20 protein-coding genes, 2 tRNA genes, 3 rRNA genes and 1 riboswitch are annotated in these 26,182 nt (G+C 46.6%); of the genes, 7 read left to right on the top strand and 18 right to left on the bottom strand.

Features of this window, described 5'->3' with window-relative positions; genetic code table 11:
• Entirely contained in the window at positions 1-966 is a 966-nt protein-coding gene (gene birA / locus OO774_RS00680; RefSeq protein ID WP_264903782.1) for a bifunctional biotin--[acetyl-CoA-carboxylase] ligase/biotin operon repressor BirA, read from the bottom strand.
• Complete coding sequence (murB, locus tag OO774_RS00675) at positions 963-2,006, bottom strand: UDP-N-acetylmuramate dehydrogenase (RefSeq protein ID WP_264903780.1); 1,044 nt, start codon at positions 2,004-2,006, stop codon at positions 963-965. The genes birA and murB overlap by 4 nt, the downstream gene beginning before the upstream one ends.
• Positions 2,007-2,106: 100 nt before the next feature.
• On the opposite strand from murB, the gene OO774_RS00670 reads away from it, so the two are divergent.
• Both OO774_RS00670 and pssA read left to right on the top strand, forming a co-directional pair.
• Positions 2,107-2,514, top strand: coding sequence for a GNAT family N-acetyltransferase (locus OO774_RS00670; RefSeq protein ID WP_264906033.1), 408 nt, complete (start codon positions 2,107-2,109; stop codon positions 2,512-2,514).
• Between the two features lie 95 nt (positions 2,515-2,609).
• Entirely contained in the window at positions 2,610-3,950 is a 1,341-nt protein-coding gene (gene pssA, locus OO774_RS00665) for a CDP-diacylglycerol--serine O-phosphatidyltransferase (RefSeq protein ID WP_264903779.1), read from the top strand.
• Positions 3,951-4,236: 286 nt separating this feature from the next.
• Here pssA and OO774_RS00660 read toward each other — a convergent pair.
• The 5 genes from OO774_RS00660 to OO774_RS00640 all read right to left on the bottom strand — a co-directional run bounded on the left by OO774_RS00660 (position 4,237) and on the right by OO774_RS00640 (position 9,524).
• Positions 4,237-4,313: transfer RNA gene (locus OO774_RS00660), tRNA-Asp, on the bottom strand.
• A 41-nt stretch (positions 4,314-4,354) separates the two neighbouring features.
• Positions 4,355-4,471, bottom strand: a 5S ribosomal RNA gene (gene rrf / locus OO774_RS00655).
• A gap of 110 nt (positions 4,472-4,581) precedes the next feature.
• A 23S ribosomal RNA gene (locus OO774_RS00650) occupies positions 4,582-7,471 on the bottom strand.
• Between the two features lie 299 nt (positions 7,472-7,770).
• Positions 7,771-7,846: transfer RNA gene (locus tag OO774_RS00645), tRNA-Glu, on the bottom strand.
• A gap of 125 nt (positions 7,847-7,971) precedes the next feature.
• Positions 7,972-9,524: ribosomal RNA gene (locus tag OO774_RS00640) — 16S ribosomal RNA — on the bottom strand.
• The 16S, 23S and 5S rRNA genes sit together here with 2 tRNA genes alongside, the layout of an rRNA operon.
• Before the next feature lie 611 nt (positions 9,525-10,135).
• On the opposite strand from OO774_RS00640, the gene OO774_RS00635 reads away from it, so the two are divergent.
• On the top strand, positions 10,136-10,591 hold the full coding sequence (locus OO774_RS00635) for an RNA-binding protein (protein WP_264903777.1): 456 nt from the start codon (positions 10,136-10,138) through the stop codon (positions 10,589-10,591).
• Here OO774_RS00635 and murI read toward each other — a convergent pair.
• From murI to btuB, 3 genes are all read right to left on the bottom strand, one after another.
• A complete protein-coding gene (murI, locus tag OO774_RS00630; protein WP_264903775.1) occupies positions 10,545-11,360 on the bottom strand; it encodes a glutamate racemase in 816 nt (271 codons plus the stop codon). The two genes, OO774_RS00635 and murI, sit on opposite strands and share 47 nt — an antisense overlap.
• A gap of 40 nt (positions 11,361-11,400) precedes the next feature.
• A complete protein-coding gene (locus OO774_RS00625) occupies positions 11,401-12,084 on the bottom strand; it encodes an adenine nucleotide alpha hydrolase (protein WP_264903773.1) in 684 nt (227 codons plus the stop codon).
• 64 nt (positions 12,085-12,148) lie between these two features.
• The gene (gene btuB / locus OO774_RS00620; protein WP_264903771.1) at positions 12,149-13,984 is read right to left on the bottom strand and encodes a TonB-dependent vitamin B12 receptor; all 1,836 of its coding nucleotides are present in this window, start codon (positions 13,982-13,984) and stop codon (positions 12,149-12,151) included.
• 57 nt (positions 13,985-14,041) lie between these two features.
• Positions 14,042-14,245, bottom strand: a riboswitch (cobalamin riboswitch).
• Positions 14,246-14,429: 184 nt separating this feature from the next.
• On the opposite strand from btuB, the gene trmA reads away from it, so the two are divergent.
• Positions 14,430-15,536, top strand: coding sequence for a tRNA (uridine(54)-C5)-methyltransferase TrmA (gene trmA / locus OO774_RS00615; protein ID WP_264903769.1), 1,107 nt, complete (start codon positions 14,430-14,432; stop codon positions 15,534-15,536).
• Positions 15,537-15,606: 70 nt separating this feature from the next.
• On the opposite strand, the gene OO774_RS00610 is transcribed toward trmA, so the two are convergent.
• The 3 genes from OO774_RS00610 to OO774_RS00600 are packed head-to-tail and all read right to left on the bottom strand — an operon-like array spanning position 15,607 to position 16,818.
• Positions 15,607-15,978, bottom strand: coding sequence for a YijD family membrane protein (locus tag OO774_RS00610; protein WP_264903768.1), 372 nt, complete (start codon positions 15,976-15,978; stop codon positions 15,607-15,609).
• On the bottom strand, positions 15,978-16,619 hold the full coding sequence (gene fabR, locus OO774_RS00605) for an HTH-type transcriptional repressor FabR (RefSeq protein ID WP_264903767.1): 642 nt from the start codon (positions 16,617-16,619) through the stop codon (positions 15,978-15,980). Before fabR ends, OO774_RS00610 begins: the two co-directional genes overlap by 1 nt.
• 46 nt (positions 16,620-16,665) lie before the next feature.
• A complete protein-coding gene (locus OO774_RS00600) occupies positions 16,666-16,818 on the bottom strand; it encodes a hypothetical protein (RefSeq protein WP_264903766.1) in 153 nt (50 codons plus the stop codon).
• Positions 16,819-16,913: 95 nt separating this feature from the next.
• On the opposite strand from OO774_RS00600, the gene sthA reads away from it, so the two are divergent.
• Positions 16,914-18,314 carry a Si-specific NAD(P)(+) transhydrogenase gene (gene sthA / locus OO774_RS00595; RefSeq protein WP_264903765.1) on the top strand — a complete coding sequence of 467 codons (1,401 nt, stop codon included), beginning with the start codon at positions 16,914-16,916 and terminating at the stop codon, positions 18,312-18,314.
• A 66-nt stretch (positions 18,315-18,380) separates the two neighbouring features.
• Here the strand turns inward: sthA and dinF are convergent, their stop codons facing one another.
• From dinF to lexA, 3 genes are all read right to left on the bottom strand, one after another.
• Positions 18,381-19,724, bottom strand: coding sequence for an MATE family efflux transporter DinF (dinF, locus tag OO774_RS00590; protein WP_264903764.1), 1,344 nt, complete (start codon positions 19,722-19,724; stop codon positions 18,381-18,383).
• 55 nt (positions 19,725-19,779) lie between these two features.
• The gene (locus OO774_RS00585) at positions 19,780-20,574 is read right to left on the bottom strand and encodes a class I SAM-dependent methyltransferase (protein WP_264903762.1); all 795 of its coding nucleotides are present in this window, start codon (positions 20,572-20,574) and stop codon (positions 19,780-19,782) included.
• 180 nt (positions 20,575-20,754) lie between these two features.
• Positions 20,755-21,375 (bottom strand): transcriptional repressor LexA, encoded by a 621-nt coding sequence (lexA, locus tag OO774_RS00580; protein WP_118119602.1) that lies wholly within the window; start codon positions 21,373-21,375, stop codon positions 20,755-20,757.
• Positions 21,376-21,738: 363 nt separating this feature from the next.
• Here lexA and plsB point away from each other — a divergent pair, with 363 nt between their 5' ends.
• Positions 21,739-24,165 (top strand): glycerol-3-phosphate 1-O-acyltransferase PlsB, encoded by a 2,427-nt coding sequence (gene plsB / locus OO774_RS00575; RefSeq protein WP_264903760.1) that lies wholly within the window; start codon positions 21,739-21,741, stop codon positions 24,163-24,165.
• A 57-nt stretch (positions 24,166-24,222) separates the two neighbouring features.
• Here plsB and ubiA read toward each other — a convergent pair whose 3' ends face one another.
• A complete protein-coding gene (ubiA, locus tag OO774_RS00570) occupies positions 24,223-25,077 on the bottom strand; it encodes a 4-hydroxybenzoate octaprenyltransferase (RefSeq protein WP_264903758.1) in 855 nt (284 codons plus the stop codon).
• Positions 25,078-25,617 (bottom strand): chorismate lyase, encoded by a 540-nt coding sequence (locus tag OO774_RS00565; RefSeq protein WP_264903756.1) that lies wholly within the window; start codon positions 25,615-25,617, stop codon positions 25,078-25,080. It abuts the gene before it with no gap.
• 152 nt (positions 25,618-25,769) lie between these two features.
• Between OO774_RS00565 and OO774_RS00560 the strand changes: the two genes are divergently transcribed.
• Positions 25,770-26,180 (top strand): flagellar basal body-associated protein FliL, encoded by a 411-nt coding sequence (locus tag OO774_RS00560; RefSeq protein ID WP_264903754.1) that lies wholly within the window; start codon positions 25,770-25,772, stop codon positions 26,178-26,180.
• The last annotated feature ends 2 nt before the right edge of the window (positions 26,181-26,182 follow it).

Here is a 26,182-nt window from a genome sequence, read left to right as displayed (position 1 = left end):
TCAATCCCCTTTTCTCAAAGAAATTTCACCACCAATGTAGGTCTCCAATCCATTTTCGGTTTCCAGAACCACACCACCTTGCTGATCAATACCTTGAACAATCCCCTTCACTTCTCTGGCTCCCATTAAGAGTTTGACCGGGCGGCCAATGAAGTTGTCGAGACGATTCCAGCGATCGACAAAGCCTGCCAGTCCCATCATTTCGTAATCGAGCAATATCGTCTTCCAATGCTCAATTAGCGTCAAAGAAAGCTGCGTTCTATCTAAGCTGAGATCAGCACACACTTGATTGAGCGTCGTCCAGGGCTGGTCAATATCAGGCTGTTTATCTGGCATACCAATGTTTAGACCCATTCCTATTACGAGATTAGCCGCGCCACCGGCTTGGCCTGACATTTCTACCAGAATGCCCGCTAGCTTTTTATCTTGATAATAGAGATCGTTCGGCCACTTGAGCTTAACGCCTTGGATGCCCATCTCCTCTAATGCTTCAACCGCAGCGATACCAATAACGAGACTCAAGCCCATTGCTGCGGCCATCCCCGCATCAAGACGCCAGTACATAGACAAATATAAGTTGGAGCCAAACGGAGAAACCCATTGGCGACCACGACGGCCACGACCGCTAGCTTGGTACTCAGCGACACAAACACGGCCTTTTTCGGATTCATTCACCCGCTCTAACAAGTACTGGTTGGTGGAATCAATCACAGGGATTAACTCCAGTTTTGGCTCGGAGCTATCCGTGAGTCTCGCCTCGTCTAACAGTTGCATCGGATGAGCCAATTGATAACCACGTCCTTGAATACGGTATATATCCACACCCCATTCACTCAGGCCTTTGATATGCTTAGCAATGGCCGCTCTTGAGATACCAAGGTCATGACCTAAGGCTTCACCGGAATGGAACTCGCCATCACTGAGTGTTTTCAGGATATGTAGTTTTGTTGCATGCTCTTTTCTCATTGCGCAGCCTCTATCTCAGCAAGATTGGTTTCACCACCACGATTGATAAACCGAACTTCATGCTCGAGCTCTATCTGGTAATTATTCCATACCGTCTGCTTAACGAGAGATGCCAGAGCCAGTACATCTTGCGCACTGCAGTTGTCCACGTTTGTCAGCACTAATGCCTGCAAAGGGTTAACTTGCGCGCCATTAACAGAGATCCCTTTAAGAGCACATTGATCAATGAGCCAACCCGCAGCAACTTTCATTCCATTCTCTGCAGGGTACGCCACCAGATCATGATGCGCCTCAACCAGTCGATCATAATGATCTTGCGAGATCACTGGGTTCTTAAAAAAGCTGCCTGCATTACCCACTTTCGCAGGATCAGGCAATTTCTCTTGGCGAATCTGGCAAACACGTTCAAATATGGATGCTGGACTTAACTTTTCGGTAGGAATACTTTGCAAAGGACCGTATTGATTGATCGGTTTCCATTCTTTGTTCAGCTTAAGCCCAACAGCGGAAATAAAACATTCACCATACAAAGCATGCTTAAAGATAGAGTCACGATAACCAAATTCGCACTCATCTGCGCTCATGCGTCGCGATTCAAACGTCGTGAGATCTAAGATATCCACATAGTCACAAACGTCTTTCAATTCTAATCCGTAAGCACCAATGTTTTGGATTGGCGCAGAACCTGCACAACCAGGGATGAGCGCTAGGTTTTCTATGCCACCTAAGCCTCGCTCAACACACCAGGAAACTAATTCAGGCCAATCTTCACCACCTTCGATATGTAGCAAGTAATGCTCGTCAGTCTCTACTACTACTTTGCCAAGCAGTCTATTGACGATAACCAGGCCTTCGTAATGCTCAGTGAACAGTACATTACTCCCCTTGCCCAGGAATAGCTTAGGTAAGCTTTTGAAAGCAGGCTCCTGAAAAAGTTGAATAACATCGTCAACAGACTCAACGACGGCTAAATACGAACATGTCTGTTCGATACCAAAAGTGTGATAAGCCTTAAGGCTCGCATTTGTTTTAATTTGCATAGTGGTTTGCAACGCCAGATAAGATTCTCTTAAACTGTCAACATTCTACCTTAGAACTCTTTTAACCGCAGTGACAATACCTAACTCATTAATCATAGAAGTGTTAAATCCCATCAAACTTCCTCTCATTAAGAGGTTGTATAAAGCACACTATCCCTCAGGGCGAGCGAAAAGAGATGAGCTGATCATCACGGCAAGTCATGAAGGATCTATCGTAGCTCTACTGCGTATGAAGAGCGTGGAGAACTATCGATTATTAACTGGGATGCTTGTTGTTCCTGAATATAGGGGAACTGGTGTAGGGAATCTGTTACTGACTCACTGCGAAAACAAAGTTTTCACCGATGGTGATTATTGCTTTGCTTTTATGCACTTAGAGACTTATTACTCTCAACATGGTTTTAAGACCATAGATAGCTCAAAACTCCCAAACTCATTGAAAATGGCCTTTCAGCGCTATGTTGATAGCGGTAAAGATCTCATTCCAATGCAATTCATCCCATCCTAGACTTCAAATCACGTGCTTTTGTAGCCAGATAAATCATATCTTTGATAAAATATCAGGTTCGCAATATTGCACTAAATTAAGGTACTCACACCGATATGATAGTAAGTAGGAATCCATTCGAACAGTTGCCAAGCCTCGCAGTAAATCCTGAGGACTTTGACGTTCTGTATTCTGCACAAGAATTCAGAACTCGCCTTCTGGATGCGATAAGCAAAGCAACGTCACGAATTTACCTAGTCGCTCTATATCTGGAAGATGACGAGGCTGGACGTGAAATACTCACAGCACTTTACGAGGCGAAGCAACGTAATCCAGGGCTGGACATCAATATCTGTGTAGATTGGCACCGAGCACAACGAGGTTTGATTGGTGCAGAAACCTCTGAAGGTAATTCAGCCCTTTATAAGGCATACGCTCAAAAATACCAACACAGAATTCCTGTATATGGCATTCCCGTACGTGGTCGAGAAGTTTTTGGTGTTCTGCATTTGAAAGGCTTCATTGTCGATGACACCGTCATTTACAGCGGAGCAAGCCTCAATAATGTCTATCTGAACTATCACGGTCGGTATCGCTTTGATCGCTACCATGTTATTCGCAATGAGCCTCTCGCAGACTCAATGGCGCAATTTATTCAAAATGAGATGATCGCTCATCCAGCAGTTAATGACCTTGCTAACCATTACAAGCCAGAAACAAAAGAAATCAAATCGGCTATTCGCCAACTACGCGCTTCACTATCTCAAGCAAGTTATCAGTTCGAAAGTAAGACAGAAACCGAACAAGACGTAAAAGTCACCCCACTGGTTGGTTTAGGTAAACGACGTAATATATTGAATCAACAGATAGTAAAGTTACTCGCGGCGGCTCAAAATGAAATCTTCATCTGTACTCCGTACTTTAACTTTCCTAAAGCGATTCACCGTGAAGTGAAACGTGCCATGAAACGCGGTGTTAAAGTCACTATTGTGGTCGGCGATAAGATAGCCAACGATTTCTATATTTCTCCTGAAGAAGATTTTAAGACCATTGGTGGCTTACCTTATCTTTATGAAGTGAACCTTCGTCGCTTCGCTAAAGCAAATGAAGCCAACATAGCAGCGCGAAAGCTATCGATTCACTTATGGAAGCACGACAATAACAGCTTTCACCTAAAAGGTATTTGGGTCGATAAACGATACATGCTGCTGACAGGCAATAACTTGAACCCTAGAGCGTGGTCGCTTGATCTAGAGAACGGCTTATTGATTCAAGATAACTACGCCCAACTTACTGACAAGTTCGAGGAAGAAGTTTCGCGAATCTTGGAACACACTCACTTAATCTGCACTTACAGACAGCTAGAAAAAGTCGAAGATTATCCGTTCGGTGTACAAAAGCTGGTAAGAAAAATCACTCGCCTTAAAGCCGATGGAGTATTAAAGCGCATTCTTTAATCTAGCTTGTTCAACTATCTCAACTCAACGCCCAACATCCGTTGGGCGTTTTTGTATCTAGGTAGCAGAGCTTCGCAAAGCAGCAGGGTTGCACACAAGCGGGACTCGATTTCCCTGAAAGGGAAACCATGTGCCATAAACGACAAAAGCCTAGTCTTTCGACTAGGCTTTCTAATAAGTGGCGGAGAGGCTGGGGTCGCACACGACCGGGACTCATTGGTCGAAGACCAACCTAACTGAACACAAACAAAAAGACCTCAGCATTTCTGCTGAGGTCTCGAATAAGTGGCGGAGTGGACGGGACTCGAACCCGCGACCCCCGGCGTGACAGGCCGGTATTCTAACCAACTGAACTACCACTCCGCAGTGGTATCATCCGCATAAGCAGATGTCCAAAATGTAAAGCCTGGTGATGTCCTACTCTCACATGGGGAAACCCCACACTACCATCGGCGCTAATTCGTTTCACTTCTGAGTTCGGAATGGAAATCAGGTGGGTCCAAATCGCTATGGTCGCCAAGCAAATTCTTACTCTCTATTTCTAGAGAAAACTTGGAAAGCTGTTGTTAATTCTCGTTTTTACACATTCAATGTTCTTTCATTGAGTCCATCAAAACCCCTTGGGTGTTGTATGGTTAAGCCTCACGGGCAATTAGTACAGGTTAGCTCAACGCCTCACAACGCTTACACACCCTGCCTATCAACGTCGTAGTCTACGACAACCCTTTAGGATACTTAAAGTATCAGGGAGAACTCATCTCAAGGCTCGCTTCCCGCTTAGATGCTTTCAGCGGTTATCGATCCCGAACTTAGCTACCGGGCAATGCGTCTGGCGACACAACCCGAACACCAGAGGTTCGTCCACTCCGGTCCTCTCGTACTAGGAGCAGCCCCTTTCAATTCTCCAACGCCCACGGCAGATAGGGACCGAACTGTCTCACGACGTTCTAAACCCAGCTCGCGTACCACTTTAAATGGCGAACAGCCATACCCTTGGGACCGACTTCAGCCCCAGGATGTGATGAGCCGACATCGAGGTGCCAAACACCGCCGTCGATATGAACTCTTGGGCGGTATCAGCCTGTTATCCCCGGAGTACCTTTTATCCGTTGAGCGATGGCCCTTCCATTCAGAACCACCGGATCACTATGACCTGCTTTCGCACCTGCTCGAATTGTCATTCTCGCAGTCAAGCGGGCTTATGCCATTGCACTAACCTCACGATGTCCAACCGTGATTAGCCCACCTTCGTGCTCCTCCGTTACGCTTTGGGAGGAGACCGCCCCAGTCAAACTACCCACCAGGCACTGTCCTCATCCCCGATGAGGGGACCAAGTTAGAACATCAACACTACAAGGGTGGTATTTCAAGGTCGGCTCCACCAACACTGGCGTGCTGGTTTCAAAGCCTCCCACCTATCCTACACATGTAGGGTCAATGTTCAGTGCCAAGCTGTAGTAAAGGTTCACGGGGTCTTTCCGTCTAGCCGCGGGTACACTGCATCTTCACAGCGATTTCAATTTCACTGAGTCTCGGGTGGAGACAGCGTGGCCATCATTACGCCATTCGTGCAGGTCGGAACTTACCCGACAAGGAATTTCGCTACCTTAGGACCGTTATAGTTACGGCCGCCGTTTACCGGGGCTTCGATCAAGAGCTTCGACCGAAGTCTAACCCCATCAATTAACCTTCCGGCACCGGGCAGGCGTCACACCGTATACGTCATCTTACGATTTTGCACAGTGCTGTGTTTTTAATAAACAGTTGCAGCCACCTGGTATCTGCGACTCTCAATAGCTCCATCCGCAAGGGACTTCACCGTCGAGAGCGTACCTTCTCCCGAAGTTACGGTACCATTTTGCCTAGTTCCTTCACCCGAGTTCTCTCAAGCGCCTTGGTATTCTCTACCCGACCACCTGTGTCGGTTTGGGGTACGATTCCTTACAATCTGAAGCTTAGAGGCTTTTCCTGGAAGCATGGCATCAATGACTTCACATCCGTAGATGCTCGACGTCGTGTCTCAGCCTTAAAGAGAGCCGGATTTACCTAACTCTCAAGCCTACGCACTTGAACCTGGACAACCGTCGCCAGGCCCACCTAGCCTTCTCCGTCCCCCCATCGCAATTGTAAGAAGTACGGGAATATTAACCCGTTTCCCATCGACTACGCCTTTCGGCCTCGCCTTAGGGGTCGACTTACCCTGCCCCGATTAACGTTGGACAGGAACCCTTGGTCTTCCGGCGAGGAGGTTTTTCACCCCCTTTATCGTTACTCATGTCAGCATTCGCACTTCTGATACGTCCAGCATGCGTTACCACACACCTTCAACCGCTTACAGAACGCTCCCCTACCCAATATACAAAAGTATATTGCCGCAGCTTCGGTTTACTACTTAGCCCCGTTACATCTTCCGCGCAGGCCGACTCGACCAGTGAGCTATTACGCTTTCTTTAAATGATGGCTGCTTCTAAGCCAACATCCTGGCTGTCTGAGCCTTCCCACATCGTTTCCCACTTAGTAGTAATTTGGGACCTTAGCTGGCGGTCTGGGTTGTTTCCCTCTCCACGACGGACGTTAGCACCCGCCGTGTGTCTCCCGGATAGTACTTACTGGTATTCGGAGTTTGCAAAGGGTTGGTAAGTCGGGATGACCCCCTAGCCTTAACAGTGCTCTACCCCCAGTAGTATTCGTCCGAGGCGCTACCTAAATAGCTTTCGGGGAGAACCAGCTATCTCCAGGTTTGATTGGCCTTTCACCCCTAGCCACAAGTCATCCGCTAATTTTTCAACATTAGTCGGTTCGGTCCTCCAATTGATGTTACTCAATCTTCAACCTGCCCATGGCTAGATCACCTGGTTTCGGGTCTATATCCAGAGACTGAACGCCCAGTTAAGACTCGGTTTCCCTACGGCTCCCCTAGATGGTTAACCTTGCCACTGAATATAAGTCGCTGACCCATTATACAAAAGGTACGCAGTCACACCACGAAGGTGCTCCTACTGCTTGTACGTACACGGTTTCAGGTTCTATTTCACTCCCCTCACAGGGGTTCTTTTCGCCTTTCCCTCACGGTACTGGTTCACTATCGGTCAGTCAGTAGTATTTAGCCTTGGAGGATGGTCCCCCCATATTCAGACAGGATATCACGTGTCCCGCCCTACTCGATTTCACTGAATATGCGTCGTCAGTTACGGGGCTATCACCCTGTATCGCCAAGCTTTCCAGCTTGTTCACCTAACGCCTATAAAGCTTAAGGGCTAGTCCAATTTCGCTCGCCGCTACTTTCGGAATCTCGGTTGATTTCTTTTCCTCGGGGTACTTAGATGTTTCAGTTCCCCCGGTTCGCCTCCTGCTGCTATGTATTCACAACAGGATACTTACTTATGTAAGTGGGTTTCCCCATTCGGAAATCCCAGACTCAAGTGGCTTTTACTGCCTAATCTGGGCTTATCGCAAGTTAATACGTCCTTCATCGCCTCTGACTGCCAAGGCATCCACCGTGTACGCTTAGTCACTTAACCATACAACCCGAAGGAGTTTCGAGTTGATGTCAAATCACCAAAGTTGTCTCTCATTATTTGAATGAGCGAGAGACATTCGATTTTGCCGGACTCAAATATGTTTTGCTTTCGCAAAACCCAAGAACACTTGAATGTGTTTTTAGTTGTATTCAAATACATGAATACTTTGAGAACTTTACAAACAAATCTTTATTTCTAAAAAACAAAGTTTGTTTTGTCAGCTTTCCAAATTGTTAAAGAGCTAATCACTTCAAAGAAGTAACCATTTTTAAAAGCACTATCGCTAATGCGCTTAAAGATGGTATCCCGTAGGGGAGTCGAACCCCTGTTACCGCCGTGAAAGGGCGGTGTCCTAGGCCTCTAGACGAACGGGACACTTTGTTTGTTTCCACTTTTGTAAAAGCAGAACCAAAACAGCTCGAACATCTTGAGGGATGTTCTCTCTTAAACTTTATAAACCGTATCAATCTGTGTGGGTACTCATCACGATAATCATCGTATAAGGAGGTGATCCAGCGCCAGGTTCCCCTAGCGCTACCTTGTTACGACTTCACCCCAGTCATGAACCACAAAGTGGTAAGCGTCCCCCCGAAGGTTAAACTACCTACTTCTTTTGCAGCCCACTCCCATGGTGTGACGGGCGGTGTGTACAAGGCCCGGGAACGTATTCACCGTGGCATTCTGATCCACGATTACTAGCGATTCCGACTTCATGGAGTCGAGTTGCAGACTCCAATCCGGACTACGACGCACTTTTTGGGATTCGCTCACTTTCGCAAGTTGGCCGCCCTCTGTATGCGCCATTGTAGCACGTGTGTAGCCCTACTCGTAAGGGCCATGATGACTTGACGTCGTCCCCACCTTCCTCCGGTTTATCACCGGCAGTCTCCCTGGAGTTCCCGACATTACTCGCTGGCAAACAAGGATAAGGGTTGCGCTCGTTGCGGGACTTAACCCAACATTTCACAACACGAGCTGACGACAGCCATGCAGCACCTGTCTCAGAGTTCCCGAAGGCACCAATCCATCTCTGGAAAGTTCTCTGGATGTCAAGAGTAGGTAAGGTTCTTCGCGTTGCATCGAATTAAACCACATGCTCCACCGCTTGTGCGGGCCCCCGTCAATTCATTTGAGTTTTAATCTTGCGACCGTACTCCCCAGGCGGTCTACTTAACGCGTTAGCTCCGAAAGCCACGGCTCAAGGCCACAACCTCCAAGTAGACATCGTTTACGGCGTGGACTACCAGGGTATCTAATCCTGTTTGCTCCCCACGCTTTCGCATCTGAGTGTCAGTATCTGTCCAGGGGGCCGCCTTCGCCACCGGTATTCCTTCAGATCTCTACGCATTTCACCGCTACACCTGAAATTCTACCCCCCTCTACAGTACTCTAGTCTGCCAGTTTCAAATGCTATTCCGAGGTTGAGCCCCGGGCTTTCACATCTGACTTAACAAACCACCTGCATGCGCTTTACGCCCAGTAATTCCGATTAACGCTCGCACCCTCCGTATTACCGCGGCTGCTGGCACGGAGTTAGCCGGTGCTTCTTCTGTCGCTAACGTCAAATAATGCATCTATTAAACACACTACCTTCCTCACGACTGAAAGTGCTTTACAACCCGAAGGCCTTCTTCACACACGCGGCATGGCTGCATCAGGCTTGCGCCCATTGTGCAATATTCCCCACTGCTGCCTCCCGTAGGAGTCTGGACCGTGTCTCAGTTCCAGTGTGGCTGATCATCCTCTCAGACCAGCTAGGGATCGTCGCCTTGGTGAGCCCTTACCTCACCAACTAGCTAATCCCACCTAGGCATATCCTGACGCGAGAGGCCCGAAGGTCCCCCTCTTTGGCCCGTAGGCATCATGCGGTATTAGCCATCGTTTCCAATGGTTATCCCCCACATCAGGGCAATTTCCTAGGCATTACTCACCCGTCCGCCGCTCGACGCCGTTAACGTTCCCCGAAGGTTCAGTTAACTCGTTTCCGCTCGACTTGCATGTGTTAGGCCTGCCGCCAGCGTTCAATCTGAGCCATGATCAAACTCTTCAATTTAAAGTTTTGTTTGGCTCAATGAATACTGACTTCAAAACTACAAACGTAATTTTAAAGCTATTATCGTTATTCCTTTATAAAAAAGGAGAACGATAATGAATTGACTGTGCCAAGACTAAGTAAACTTAATCTCGATTGGTCACTCAGTTCATTGAAACCTAAATTGTTTCCGAAGAAACTATTTGGATTATCATCAACGAGTGCCCACACAGATTGATAGGTCTATATTGTTAAAGAGCTTTTCTGACTTAACTTGCCGCTTTCGCGTCTCGCTGTCAGGGGTGCGTATCTTACGCTGCCCAGTTTGAGAGTCAAGAAATTTTCCAAATTTCTTTTTCTTCTCTTTCCAACTCGCTGTGTGACTCTCGTCTCACTCCGTGTCGGTGAGGCGGCATTATAGGGAGATGCTTGAAGAGCGCAACTCTTTTTTTTAAAAAAAGATTTAAGCGGTCAGTTATTAATCAAAAAAGTGAAATTCGCATATTTCTTCGTCACATTTGAGACATATCACAGCAATTGGTTGGAAAAACACCAACCATATACGTAAGATTCATGTGTCTATTATGTTAATAGGCAAACAATCTCTTTATCACCTATGTGTAGTAATCAAAATGACGTCTAAAAAAAATCTGATTTTATCTGCCGGGTTGGCCGTCATTGGGGGAGTCATCTTCTCTCAATTCGCCGTTTCACCCGTACTGAGCTTTCTTATCGGTGTTGTCGCTACTGCTTTTCTGTTTTCATTTTCTAGCCAGACACCAATTGATCAATCAACCGACTCTGACCCATCAACCAAAACCTTGTATGTCGGAAACCTGCCTTATAAGGCAAATGAAAGTCATGTTCGCGATTTATTTGCGGAATATGGACAAGTCTATGCCGTGCGCTTAATGAAAGATAAACGTACTGGTAAAAGAAGAGGATTTGGATTTGTTGTGATGGCTGCTGCAGATGCTGAACCGGCCATCGCTAAGTTAAATGAAAAGTTATATATGGATCGTACGCTTAAAGTACGCATCGCTAACGATCCGAAACATCCGGAAGGCGATAAACCTGAACAGGACTAAAACCTAATTTCGCCAAACACACATTCAGTGCATCTTCTTGCCAAGGAGGTGCACTGGCAAAAATTCTCTTAGTTCCCTCTTCTCCGCTCTCCATACTCAGCCCGCTACACAATAGCGTCTTCACTCGACGTGCTATCGCTTCTCCTGAATCAACTAAGGTCACATTGCCATCCAGCGCTTGGTGAATTTCTTCTCTGATAAGTGGGAAGTGAGTGCAACCTAATACGGCAACATCCACTTTATTACGTAGCGGTTCTAAGATGCCCTTTAATTCTGCAATACAAACTTCTTTACCACGTAGCTTTTCTTCCGCTATATCGACCAGGCGGGTTGAACCCAATAGCTCGACCGGTTTTCCCTGAGCATAGTCACGAATCAATCTGTGTGTGTATTGTCGCGTCACCGTAGCAGGAGTCGCAATAAGCCCTACGCCTTTAGAAGCGAGTAATGACGCAGGTTTGATCGCTGGCACTACCCCAACAACCGGAACAGAGAGTTTTTTACGCAATGAAGGAAGTACGATGGTGCTGGCGGTGTTACATGCAATAACAACAATATCTACCTGATAGGCATTAACTAGCGTAGATACGTATTGGTTTACTCGTGAGATAAGAACACTCTGATCGAGTTCTCCATATGGGTAAGCTTGATTGTCGAATAGATAGAGGTAATCCAGTTGTGGCAATAGACGATGGATTTCTTTAAATACAGAAAGACCTCCAACACCAGAGTCAAACACCAGAACCTTTTTCTTATTCGTCACTCGCACGAGTCTTACCTAAGCAATATAAACGCTGCGATCATACTGGCTAGATTTGTTTTGGCAATGATTTGGCGCAGTATCTTTGGTGACTAAACCTCTCTCCAACCTCTACCTCTAGCTTAACCAGTTCTATATGGCCTCGAAATGAAGGGGTGGATGTCACCAAGGTATGAAACTCGCCATTTTCTCCACACGGGTCAATATGACTTGGGAGCGAATCAACCAGCGGTTTGTCATACCAACGCCCACACCATTCTGATGACAAGGCTTCTCCATCGGTGGTGATCAGCATCGTTTCAATACCACGCTCGATAATTTCCAAAGCTAAGCCCTTGCTACACTCCCCTAATAGCGGGAACACACATTCCCAGCCAGCAGGTTGTATATAGCTACGTCGATAATCGGCTATACCATTGCAGAACATGTCACCAAAAGCGACAGCTTGTATGTTCAACCCACTCTTCGCCAACGCGGTGACAATGGTAGATTGGTAGATATCATTGCTTGGAAACACTTCAGGCAAAGGTATCGTTACGAGCGGCAAATGCAGCAAGTCAGCCTGCATCTTTACCACTTCAAGAGGTGTCGCCTGAAAAGGAACTTCGTCGTCGACATAAGTTGTATAGAGTCCAACTACTTCGTAATTTGGGTCTTCTTGCAACCTTTCTAACGTCAGTGTGGAATCTTTACCGCTCGACCAACTGATCACGACACGTTTTGGTGTACTCATGATGCCTCCATACGATTCTTGAAAAGAAAAACCGCCCGAAGGCGGCTTTCATTCATAACTAAGGCTAGAATTGGTAACCGATGTTTACGTAGTAAGCACGCTCTGCAGCAGGATAACCCAAGGCCATTTCGTACTCTTCATCAAACAAGTTATCGATACGAGCACTAATCGTGGTTGACTCATTAGGGTAGTAAGTGACTGCTGTATCTACCAGTGAGTAAGAAGGCATATATACATCTTGAGATGGCCAAGTGTTGTAATCAACATCTGGGCGCTTACCTACGTATAGATAGCTAATTGACCAATCAACCTTGTCAAAGTTTACCATCGCGTTCCACTTGTACATTTCTTTGGCACGACGTTGCAACTGATCACCATTATCATCTTCTGCATCTTTGTAATCAGCGCTCAATTGATGCTGTACAATACCCGTTTCAAACTCGGCAACTAGTTCAACACCTTGAATGTGTGTTTCACCGTCAACATTCAGGTACTTGTATGTGGTCGGATGGTAGTCGATAAGATTGGTGATCTTATAGTCGTACCCCGTCAGTGACCAGAAAACGCCCTGAACATCACCACTAAAGCTGATTTCCCAAGCATCCGACTCTTCTGGCTTAAGATCTTTCTCACCGTAAGTTGGGTCGTATTGCTGATAAAGGTTCGGAGCTTTAAATGCAGTACCAAAAGAGGCTTTAGCGCCAAACTCTGGGACGAACTGGTAACCCGCAGCCAGACTGTAAGTAAACTCACTGCCGTACTCTTCGTTGTCATCAATACGGGCACTGCCTTCGAGCATAGCGTTATCAATCGTTGCTGTCGCGATACCAAATAATGCGCCATTGGTGCGATCGAACGTTTTATTTGCGTTCTTATCAACGTAAGACTCGTCACGCCAATCAATACCACCAGCAATCGTTGTATTGTTGTTTAGAAGGTAGCTGTTGGTCCACTGCACGTTTTGCTGTTCTAGCTCATCTTCTGTACCTGAGTGCTTACCTGCTGACTGTTGGTAATTCCATGACTTCTGCTTCTGTGCCGTCACTTGTAACTCAGACATCAGGTTGTCAGATTGGTATTTGCCGCCAATTGTTGCCGAGAAATCATCTTTCTCTGCTTCGTAGTAGGCGCGACTGCCATAGCTGCTGTCGTACTGGTAAACATTCTCGTATGCACGGAAGTTACCAAATGCTGACCACTGCTTATCAAAATTATGCACGTAGCCAATCAGACCATTCTTGGTTTCAAAGCCATGACGATCACCATCGTTGATGCCTGCAACCGGGCGAACGTTGTAGCCGTCATCACTTTCAGTTCCCAATGCAAGATTCAACTGACCATTGTCACCGACTTTAATACCCGATGCGATACTCAGCTCTTGATAGTCAAGGCTACCCAGACCTGCGCTCAACTTGGTGCTTTCATCTTCTGCGCGAGCCACGGTAATGATATTGATAACACCGCCAATCGCTTCCGAGCCGTACAGAGACGCACGAGCGCCACGAACATACTCAATGCGCTGAACATAAGTCAGTGGGATCTGGTTGAAATCAACCGCGCCTTTTGCTGCACGAGCAAAACGTACACCATCAACCAGCACCAAAACTTGGTCTGAACTTGTGCCACGCACAAATAGCGAAGCTAACTGACCACGGCCACCATTTTGCGTCACCTGAATACCAGTAAGTCGACGCAATACATCCGGTAGAGTCTTAGCTTGAATACGGTCGATATCTTCTCGGGTCACGACTTCCACATCAGCAAGCGTATTACTTTCGGCTTGTTCAAATCGGTTAGCGGTAACAACGAGGGTTTCGTCAACGGAGGTTTCTTGGGCCTGTAGATAAGAGACAGGTGAAAGCAGCGATGCCAGAGTGATCGCCAATGCGGATTTTTTCATTGTATTGTCCTAAATCGCGTAATTCCTTCCGAGCCCTGCCATTTAATGGCAGACCAGTGCTGTGGCTCAGTTGCTGGCAGGTATTCGGACTTAAGAGCCTGGTTTTACCCCACCTACTCGCTCGACTTCCCACATCAGCCAATGCAGTGTCTTGATAAGCTTTCGTTCTCTTTTACCGCTGCGCGTCAGTTCTGGAGTTCCACCAGATTCCCATTTCAGCCATCTAGATTGCTAGATAGCACCAGCTTGAGGCTGATATTATTCAGCTATGGGTTATTTGTCCAGCCAATATTAGCCCTATAAATTGTAACGTTTTGATTAATTGCGCTTTCTCTTCAGCCTGTACACACTATCTTTAGATCAATTCAAGTACAAAACTGGACATACTGTTGAGATTGAATAAAATCTGCGCTCTTAAATTGAATGCACCATAAAAGGTAAGATCATGGCTACTCTTGATGTAAACCCACAACACTACCAAGAACAACTGGCGGAAAAAGTTGAACGTCTCACTGATATGTTCTCGCCATATAACGTGCCAGAGCTGGAAGTGTTTGAATCACCAGAGCAGCACTACCGTATGCGTGCTGAGTTCCGCGTTTGGCATGAGGGTGAAGACCTTTACTACATCATGTTTAATCAGGAAACTCGCGAAAAATACCGTGTTGACCAATTCCCTGCTGCTAGCCGTCTGATTAATGATTTGATGCCGCTGTTAATTGATGCGATGAAAGACAACGACTCTCTGCGTCGTAAATTATTCCAGGTGGACTTTCTTTCTACACTGAGCGGTGAGATTCTGGTTTCTCTGCTTTACCATCGTCAGTTGGATGATGAGTGGATTGAAAACGCGAAAGCAATGAAGCAGCGTCTGAATGATGAAGGTTTCAACCTCAATATCATCGGCCGTGCACGCAAGATGAAAATCGTCCTCGACCAAGATTATGTCATCGAGAAACTAGATGTGAATGGTCAGTCGTACATTTACCAACAAGTAGAAAACAGCTTTACGCAGCCAAACGGTAAAGTCGCGGAGAAGATGCTGGAATGGGCGGTAGACTGTACTCAAGACAGCACCGGTGACCTGTTAGAGCTTTACTGTGGTAACGGTAACTTCTCGCTGGCATTGGCACAAAACTTTGACCGCGTATTGGCAACCGAACTGGCGAAGCCTTCCGTGGTATCTGCACAATACAATATCGCCGCGAATGAAATTGATAACGTGCAAATCCTGCGTCTTTCAGCAGAAGAGTTTACTCAGGCGATCGAAGGTAAACGTGAGTTCCGCCGCTTGCAAGATGCTGGCGTGGATTTGAAGAGCTACAACTGCAACACGATTTTTGTTGATCCACCGCGTTCTGGTATGGATGTGGACACCTGCAAGATGGTGCAAGGTTACGAGCGTATCATGTACATCTCATGTAACCCTGAAACACTCAAAGAGAACCTGGATATATTGAGTGAAACCCACAAAGTCACGCGTTTTGCTTTGTTCGATCAGTTCCCATACACCCACCACATGGAAGCCGGTGTATTTCTTGAACGCAAATAAGCGTCACTCAATTAAACAGGGATAAAAAAAGCGAGCTGTTGAGCTCGCTTTTTATTTCACCTTTGCGGTGTTATTCCGCTGAAGTTTTGCTTTTGTGTTCCATAAAACCAAGCTTCTTACCGATCCATACTAGTAGGATCATAGAAACCAGAATGGCAAAGAAGTTTGAACCTGCTTCTGGGTATTGCGCTTTGATAAACGCAGAGTGACCAAAAGCCCCCACAAAGAAACACGCCAGTCCAACCAACGGGATATCTTCCGATACCGGGTTGTTTAGGTATTCTTGGTACAGCGCTTGTACTGCCAGCACAAGTGCAATCAACGGGAAGATTGAGAAAGAGACTTCGCTCATGGTCAACCATGACAACAAAGCATCACCACACACACCTGCAACCAACGCTAAAATCAGCGTTTTCTTTTCAGATTTATTTCCATTCGACATTATTCTATCCTGCCTTTTAATCGGTTACGTTCACGTTCTTTGCGATACCAATAAGCCCCTTTGGCTATCATTCGCAATTGCATAATCAATCGTTCCGCGAGTTCATCGCGTTCACGGCGATCTAAATCTAAAGCTTCAGCACCCGAGCTAAAGACCAAAGTAACCGACGCCTCTGCTTGAGTATACGCCTCTTCTCTGGTCACACCGGTGCTCATCAAGTACTCGGTCAATTCTGCCGCAAAATGCTGAATTTCTCGAGCAACAGCAGTACGGAATTCAGAAGAAGTTCCAGAACGTTCACGCAGTAATAAACGAAATACGTTCGGGCTACTTTCAATGAATTCCATAAATGTTTCAACTGAAGTTCGAATCACACTCCCTTCTTTCACGATACGTTGACGCGCCTGACGCATCAATTGACGTAACAGTAACCCCCCTTCATCGACCATGGTCAAGCCAAGCTCATCCATGTCCTTGAAGTGGCGGTAAAAAGAAGTAGGTGCAATTCCTGCCTCTCGGGCAACTTCTCGCAAGCTGAGACTGGAATAGCTGCGATCCGCACTTAATTGACTAAATGCCGCGTCGATCAGTGATCGACGTGTCTTCTCTTTTTGTTGCGCGCGGATTCCCATCGATTTCATTCTTAACTTGCTCTTTTTATGTAGGGGACAAGAGCCTCAATATAACTTAATTCCCCCCTGCGGAGAAAGAGATGTTGCCTTTACCAGCGTTAACCGCGCAAACGTTACTATTGGCAGCCGTCTGAATGCAATGTTCTCGATGCAATTTATAGACATCCAACATGCCAATTGGTGCTTTTGGTACTTTCTGCGTGATCACTTCCACTCTCTCGCAGCCATTACGTGTACGTATAGAGTAAATGAGTTAAAATTGCGCTAAGGCAATGTTAAGCAAATATAACAAGGAAATACATCATGGCGCATGTAAATCACTTTGACGTGATCGTAATTGGTAGTGGCCCTGGCGGAGAAGGGGCAGCAATGGGGTTAACCAAAGCGGGACTGAATGTAGCCATCATTGAGAAAGAGAGCAGCGTTGGTGGCGGCTGTACGCACTGGGGAACCATACCATCAAAAGCACTGCGTCATGCGGTTAGCCGAATCATCGAATTTAATAGCAACCCGCTATTCTGCCGCAATAGCACCAGTTTACATGCAACATTTTCTGACATTTTAGGCCATGCGAAGTCGGTCACCGACAAACAAACACGCCTACGTCAGGGTTTCTACGACCGCAACCAATGTACCCTGCTATTCGGCACCGCACGTTTTATCGATGATTACTCTGTCGCGGTCATGCAAAGTGATGGCACAGAAGAAGTCTACTCAGCAGATAAATTTGTCATAGCGACAGGCTCTCGCCCATACCAGCCAGATGATGTCGACTTCCTACACGAACGCATTTACGACAGTGACTCCATCCTAAGCCTGAAGCATGACCCTCGTCATATCATTATCTATGGTGCAGGTGTCATTGGCTGTGAGTATGCGTCTATCTTCCGCGGGCTTGGGGTGAAAACTGACTTGATTAACACCCGTGACCGTTTGCTGTCTTTCTTGGACAACGAGGTCTCTGATGCCCTGTCATACCACTTCTGGAATAGTGGTGTGGTGATTCGTAACGACGAAACTTACGAGAAAATTGAAGGTACAGAAGATGGCGTCATCATCCACCTGAAATCTGGTAAGAAGATGCGTGCCGACTGCCTGCTGTACGCCAACGGCCGAACAGGTAATACCGACAAACTTAATTTAGGTACGGTTGGTCTGGAAGCGGACTCGCGCGGACAATTGAAAGTGAACCGTAACTATCAAACCGCAGTGGAGCACATTTACGCAGTTGGTGACGTGATTGGTTACCCTAGCCTGGCAAGTGCTGCCTACGATCAAGGGCGCTTTGTGGCGCAAGCCATCACCAAGGGACAAGCGGATAACTATCTGATTGAAGATATCCCAACCGGCATCTACACCATTCCGGAAATCAGTTCCGTTGGTAGAACAGAGCAAGAACTGACGGCAGCGAAAGTACCTTACGAGGTGGGTCGCTCTTCCTTTAAACATCTGGCGCGCGCACAGATCGCAGGAAAAGACATTGGCAGTTTGAAGATTTTGTTCCACCGCGAAACCAAAGAGATCCTTGGCATCCACTGTTTTGGTCAACGTGCAGCGGAAATCATCCACATCGGACAAGCCATCATGGAACAAAAAGGCGAAGCGAATACCATCGAGTATTTCGTTAACACAACGTTCAACTACCCAACCATGGCCGAAGCCTACCGTGTGGCAGCATTGAATGGTTTAAACCGACTTTTCTAATGGGACTAGCACCCTAAAACGTAAAACAGCAGGCACTCCGCCTGCTGTTTTTGTTTGTGGTAACCGCTAAGCGAGAAATGTCCCCTTGCGCCATTGATACAGAAAAATCACGCCAAGCCCGATGCCGCGCATCAACATAAAACTGGTCATCGCCAGCCAAAGCGCGTGATTTTCCCATCCCGAAAATAAGTAAAAGACAACAAAGAAGCTGCTGGTCGCCACAAACATGCTGTTGCGCATGTCTTTACCTTTAGTCGCTCCGACAAAAATTCCATCGAGAAGAAAGCACCACATCGAAGCCAGTGGCATCACCACCAGCCATGGCAGATAAATCGCCGCCTGCTGCTGTACCTCTTCGATTGAGGTGATCATGGCGATCATGAACGATCCTGCTAAAGCAAAGGCGACCGTTAAGCCTAAACAAATAACCAGACTCCAAAAGAAAGTCCCAATAAGCGATGCGCTCAGTTGCTGCCTGTCTTTCGCTCCAATCGCGCTACCCACCATGGCTTCCATGGCATACGCAAAACCGTCCATGCCGTAAGAAATGATCATCAAAAAACTCATCAGCACGGCATTCGCAGCCACGACATCATCACCGAAGCTCGCCCCCTGAAAGGTCATAAAGCTAAATGCCGCCTGCAAACACAAAGAGCGTAAAAAGATATCTCGATTAAGTTTTATAAACCGACCTATCCCATGCTGCGTGTCTGCAAGAAGAGACTTAGGCAAAGGCAACTGTCGCTCCTGCCATGTTTTCCAAACACAAACCAAGCCAAATGCCATACCTGAGTAGTCTGCGATCACTGAGGCCAATGCCGCCCCTTCGACTTTCCAGCCTAAGCCAATGACAAACAGGACATCCAGGGTGATATTAGTCAGGTTGGTAATGATCACCATCCACATCGGCGCTTTGGCGTTTTGTGTGCCAAGCAGCCAACCCAACAACACGAAATTCATTAACGCTGCAGGCGCACTCCAGACACGGACAGAGAAATACTGCATACCATAGTGTTTCACTTCCTCACTGGCATCGCTCCAGCTAAAGATAAGGTCAGCAATAGAACTGTGTGCAACTAAAAACAGCACTGCGAACAGCAACGCCATCAAAGCGCCTTGCAGGAAAACTAAAGCAAGTTGTTTGCGATCATTACTTCCATAAGATTGCGCAGCTAATCCCGTCGTCGACATACGTAAAAAACCGAGCAACCAAAAAGTCACACTGATCATCGTGCTGCCCAAGGCGACACCGCCCAGATACCAGGCATGTTCAAGATGACCAATCACTGCGGCATCAACCAGACCTAGCAGCGGAACGGTAATATTCGAAAGCACCATCGGAATCGCAAGTGCCAAGACCTGACGGTGCACCTGAGGATTAGATAAAGGAGAGAAAATAGAGTTTGTCACAAGCACCTCATTAACTGGATTAACGAGTGTACCTGAGCAATGTGAAGCTAGCCAATCACCACTTAATATGAACGAGGACGGGTGTCAGACGGTATTTCAGTACCGGGATCTTATTGAGCCAGCGTTGCCAAGCCTTCCAGCGAGAGCAAAAGCGATCAAATGGCGAAAAGACTTTGACCCACTCAGCCCAAGGCAGCCATTGCAGAAATTGTTCTGATGGCGCTTCAAAGCCGTGCGCATAACAATCAGAGCCCAGCTTCTTACCCCATTTACTTTCTGTGAGATCCCCTGCCAGAACCATACACACTTCAGCAGACACAAAGTGTCGCCCCAACGTTTGAATAAAACGGGCGACCTGTAGTTCTGAGCAATCCAGCAGTGCCATTTCACAGACAAGCAAAACCGGTGATTTGTCTGGAATATTCACAGAGTCCAGCCATGACATCTCTTCTACGCTGCCGATATGATTTTTATAACGTTCGTTTTTATGGAAAAGTCGCTGGCGCCAAACCAGATTCTCCGTAACATCCAGCTCGATCCAATGACAACGTCCGTTATCCAGACGGTAAAAACGTGTATCGAGACCTGCGCCGACATTAATCACCCACGCATCAGGATGTTGCTGCAGGAATTGATTGACCTGTTGGTCACAAAGTTGAGTTAACGTTACATGCAATAACTGCTTTTGCGCCACATCTCCGCCAAGACAATCAGGCGCCATTTGACAGTTTAAACAGGCTTTAGCTGCGATAGGGTCATACACCAAGCCATTGTCGACCATACTTTCACGGCTTCGTAACAACAAAGGTTTTAATAAATGGTTGGGAACTTGATGCTTAGACTGAGACATGGCATTTCCTGCGCCAATGAAAGTTATCGATACAGAAATAAATGATAATGAATATCAATTGCATTATCAAGCCTGAATGCATATCAGAAGATAGGAAGTGTGAAATGAGAGACGTGGGGAAAATTAAAAGCGTGATAAGCAACAGCCCAGGAAAGCTGGACTGTTGCTACAAAGCCTAGCTTACATCCAGTCAGTATTACGAATAATACCGACAGCCAGACCTTCAATCGTCAGGTGCTGAGAAGTCAAATCCACCTGGATAGGGGCAAACTCTTCATTCTCTGCGTGCAGCAATACGGTAGAGCCTTTACGCTCCAGACGCTTTACCGTCACATCGTCGTCAACACGAGCAACAACAACCTGACCGTCACGTACGTCTTGCGTTTTATGCACAGCGAGTAAGTCACCATCCATAATACCGATGTCTTTCATACTTTCGCCATTTACGCGAAGTAAAAAATCCGCTTGCGGCTTAAACATCGCCGGATCGACTTGGTAGTGAGCTTCCACATGCTCTTGAGCCAGAATCGGCTCACCCGCTGCCACTTGACCAATCAGAGGCAAGCCCTGATCATCATTTGCAGCATCTTCAAGCAGAATGCGAATCCCTCGAGATGCACCCGGAATAATTTCAATCGCTTGCTTACGAGCAAGTGCTTTTAGGTGTTCTTCTGCAGCATTTGCAGAGCGGAAGCCAAGCTCACGCGCAATCTCTGCACGAGTTGGTGGCATTCCGGTGTCTTCGATTTTACTTTTAATCAAATCGAAGACTTGTTGTTGGCGTGGCGTTAACGGCTTCATGTCTCACCTGTCTTTTTATACAGTTAACTGTGAGTATATCCAGTAAATGGTTAAATGGAAACCCAATTGGTTGTTTTTTAATTTATTTGCTTGGCTTACTTAAGTAATACACCATCATTTTCGTCATAAACGTTTAAAACAGCCCGCCTAAAGTGGGGTAAGTGGAAGCAATGGTTCGGGTGTTTGACTAATTCATGCTCAATAAAATTAAAAGGTTCGACCAGTTTCTGTTATCCTTGCTGCGCTTAAATTTTATCGCCTAGGCTTATTTCTATTGCCGTACTCATTTTCTCTCAAGGTGGGCCATGCGGACACAGAAATAAGCTAGGGCCTGTTTGAATACCTATCGAGGCTGTGAACTTTATGTCTTCTGGACAATCATTTTCACGTTCATTACTAAAACTACCTTTATCGGTACTGGTAAAGGGCACCACAATCCCATCAAACCCTATTGACGATCTTGATATCGATCTGGCTAAACCGATTGTGTATGCCTTACCGTTCCGTTCGAACGTGGATTTGCTGACACTGCAAAAACAAGCCATGAGCCTTGGTCTGCCAGACCCGCTCAGTCCATTGGAAATTAATGGCAAAACACTCAACCGTTACGTCTTTATTGCTGCTCGTCCAACCGTGATGGGAAATGACAATGACGTACCAACAGAATCTGACTCTCTTTTTCGTGAGTTATTAGAGCTGCACAAACTGGACAGCGAATTAGATGTACAAATGATCCCAGCGACCGTGCTGTGGGGACGCAAGCCTGGTAAAGAAGAGAATAGTAAACCGTACCTTCAGCCAATGAATGGTCCACAAAAAGCCAAAGCGGTGATGGCATCTGGCCGTGACTGTTTAGTGCGTTTTAGCCCGGTGGTATCGCTGCGCTACATGGCAGATTCTCATGGCACTGACAGTGCTATTGCTCACAAGCTCGCGCGAGTGGCTCGTATCCACTTCTCTCGCCAAAAGCTGGCAGCATCGGGTCCTAACCTACCCCAGCGTCAGGTATTGTTTGCGCGTTTAATGAAATCACCAGCGATTGAGCAAGCCATCGCTGATGAAGCTAAGAGCAAAAATATCTCGATTGAAAAAGCGCGCAAAGAAGCCCATGACATCATGGATGAAATTGCCGCGAACTTTTCTTATGGCCTGGTGAAAAGAGGTGACCGCATTCTCGGCTGGCTTTGGAATAAGCTGTATCAGGGTCTGCATATCAATAATGCCTCTACGGTACGCCGTTTAGCACAAGATGGTCATGAGATCGTATACGTTCCATGTCACCGTAGCCACATGGACTACCTGCTGCTTTCGTACGTGCTTTACAACGAAGGCATGGTTCCGCCACATATTGCTGCCGGTATAAACCTCAATTTCTTTCCGGCTGGTCCTATTTTCCGCCGTGGTGGTGCGTTCTTTATCCGCCGCAGCTTTAAAGGCAATAAACTGTACTCGACGATTTTCCGCGAGTATCTGGCCGAGCTTTTCGCGAAAGGCTACTCAGTTGAATACTTCAGTGAAGGCGGCCGCTCGCGTACTGGGCGATTACTGCAAGCCAAAACCGGTATGCTGGCGATGACGATTCAGGCCATGCTACGTGGTCTAAATCGTCCAGTGACTTTAGTGCCGGTGTACATTGGCTACGAGCATGTAATGGAAGTAAGTACTTACGCTAAAGAACTTCGCGGTAAGCGTAAAGAGAAAGAGAATGCCGGTTTGGTACTGCGCACTCTGCGTAAACTGCGCAACTTTGGTTTGGGTTACGTCAACTTTGGTGAGCCAATTCAGCTCAACCAATACCTTAACGAGCATGCTCCGGAGTGGACTAAAGATATCGACCCTATGGGTAGCAGCAAACCACAATGGATGAATCCGGTAGTGAACGGACTGGCCAACAAGATGATGACGCACATTAACGATGCGGCTGCTGCTAACGCACTGACACTCTGTGCGACTGCCTTGCTTGCTTCTCGTCAGCGCGCGTTATCTCGTGATTCTCTAATCAGTCAGATTGAATGTTACCTGAAGCTACTCAAGAACAACCCGTACTCGAGCACCTCTACCATTCCAAGCAAAAGCGCAGAAGCGTTGGTTGATCACGCAATCTCACTTGATAAGTTTGTGATTGAAACAGATAGCATGGGCGATATCATTTCACTGGATCGCAACCAGTCGATTCTGATGACTTACTACCGCAATAACATCATTCACTTGTTTGCGCTTCCGTCACTGATCGCTCAGATGATAATTCGCCAGCGCAACGTCACCGTGGAAAGCGTTCAACAGAACGTTGCTCAGATCTATCCATTCCTGAAAAAAGAGCTGTTCTTAAGCTATCAGGAAGAGGATTTGAATGAGCTGGTCGAGAAAATTCTTAACGAATTTGTCGAGCAGAAGATGATCTGTCTTGATGGCAATAAGCTGGAAATCAATCAGTCCAACAACCAGTCATTGGTTCTGCTGGGTCGCACAATTACTGAAACACTGCAGCGCTACTCCATCGCAACGAACTTGTTGGTCGCGTACCCTGAGTTAGGTAAATCAGACCTAGAGCAGAAAAGTCAGGACATCGCTCAACGTCTGGGTCGACTGCATGGCATTAACGCACCGGAGTTCTTTGATAAAGGTGTATTTAGCGCGATGTTCAATACCCTGAAACAGCAAGCGTACCTAGACAATGATGGCAACTGCGATACAGAAAATACGCAGCAATTTGCCAAACTGTTATTTACTCTGCTTTATCCAGAGGTGAAGCTAACGATAGAAGAAAGTATTCACCAGCTTCAGTCATAACAAAACGCACTAACAAAAAAGGCATCCAATCGGATGCCTTTTTCAATTTTCGAGTTCCTACCAAAACGCCACTAATAAACCGACAGCGATAACCATACCGACATAGTTATTGTTGAGAAATGCTCTAAAGCATAGATCGCGTTCTCGGTGGCGAATCAAATGCTGCTGATAAACAAACAGTGAAGCGGCAATCAGAATCGTCCAGTAGTAGCTCTGCCCTAACTGGTAATACTGTCCCAGCCCAACCAGCATCGCTAAGGTAATGAGTTGTAAAATACCGATGATTAGCTTGTCATGGCGACCGAACAGAATCGCGGTCGATTTGATGCCAATTTTCAAATCATCATCACGGTCAACCATGGCATATTGGGTGTCGTAAGCAATGGTCCACAGCGCATTAATCACAAAGATAAACCATACGATCAAAGGCAGTTCACCCGTTTGTGCTGCCCACGCCATCGGGATTGCCCAACTAAACGCCAGCCCCAAAAACAATTGTGGAAGATGGGTGTAGCGCTTCATAAATGGGTAGATGAAAGCCAACACAACACCTGCAAACGACAGCTGAATCGTCAGTGGATTCATGGTCAGAACCAATAAAAATGAGCTCACGGCTAACACTAGAAACAGGCCTATTGCTTCTTTCGCCGTGACTTTGCCCGATGGTAACGGGCGTTGTTTGGTGCGCTTAACGTGACCATCGACTTTACGATCAGCGAAGTCGTTGATCACACAACCTGCACTTCGCATTAGAAACACGCCTAATACAAACACAAACAAAACATCCCAACTCGGCATACCCTGAGCTGCAATGACAAGAGCCCAAACGGTAGGCCACAGCAGTAGCAAGGACCCAATTGGTCGATCCATTCGCGTCAGTTGCCAATATGCTTTGGCTTTATCTGCGGTCATTTACACCCTCTCCTTAGCGTAAATAGGTGAAAGAGATAAGAATAACTCGGCGACTAACATCGGTTTGTGATTCATCCACAACCTTGAACGTCGCGCTAAAAATCGTCCTTGAGGCAGATTGGCCCAGCCTATTTGCAGTGAGTCTCGCTCTACGTTATCCGCACTAAAAACGGTCAGACCTAAAGGGATATCCCCTTGTTCAGCCAAATCGTATTGCTGATCCACCAGTGTCGTACAGGGAATGAGCGTACGTCCTATAACCCAAGGACTGTCATCACCACACAAAACCACCTCTCGTAACAGGCAATCTTGCTCAGATAATAACTGACTTTCATCCTGTTTCAGTGTCTTGGCAGTGACAATTTGATTTTGTAGCAATTCCACTGTCAAAGCCTGACAGTGCTGCTTTAAACGACGTGACAAAGACCCTTGTTCTTCAAGCCAATGCTTGGACAATTCATTTGGAAATTCAAATTCTTCGGGCTTTTGCCACTCTACTTCCAATAAAGAAGCAAGATAGAGTGATGTTGGCTGATTCATACTAGTATTCAATTAGAGGCTTTATGCGTAGAATAAAGCAACAACTTACCGTCTTACTGAAACCGTAAGTTCATTATTTGTTATAGACGGTCTATTGTACCAAGACTGAAGCGATTCGAATATCGCGATCCAGAGAAAGAAAAGTTAGAAATATGTACAAACGTTATATAGCCCAAACTATTTTTGCGTTAACCATGCTTATCTCCACACCAACCTGGGCTGAAACGGAACAAGCTGGAGCTCAGTTGGCGTACTTCACTTTAGAACCAGACTTAACGACAAACTTTTACACTAAAGGAAAAAAGTTAGGTTACGTTCAGGTGCGTATCGATATCATGGTCATGAGTCAGCAAGACCTGACCATCATTGAACATCACCAACCATTGATTCGCGATGCCATCATTGAGTTACTCGGCAAGCAGACAGAAGATACTATCAAGTCTCTTTCTGGTCGGGAAGATTTGCGTAAGACCTTGGTAACAAGGTTAAACGAAACACTCCTGCCGGAAACTGGGAAAACCGTTATTGCGGATTTGCTGTTTACCAAATATCTCTATCAGTAGAC

This window comes from Vibrio sp. STUT-A11, from assembly GCF_026000435.1.
In the GTDB taxonomy this organism is placed as follows: domain Bacteria; phylum Pseudomonadota; class Gammaproteobacteria; order Enterobacterales; family Vibrionaceae; genus Vibrio.
Note: the sequence above shows the minus strand (reverse complement) of the source record. Positions and strands in the feature narration are given on the sequence as shown.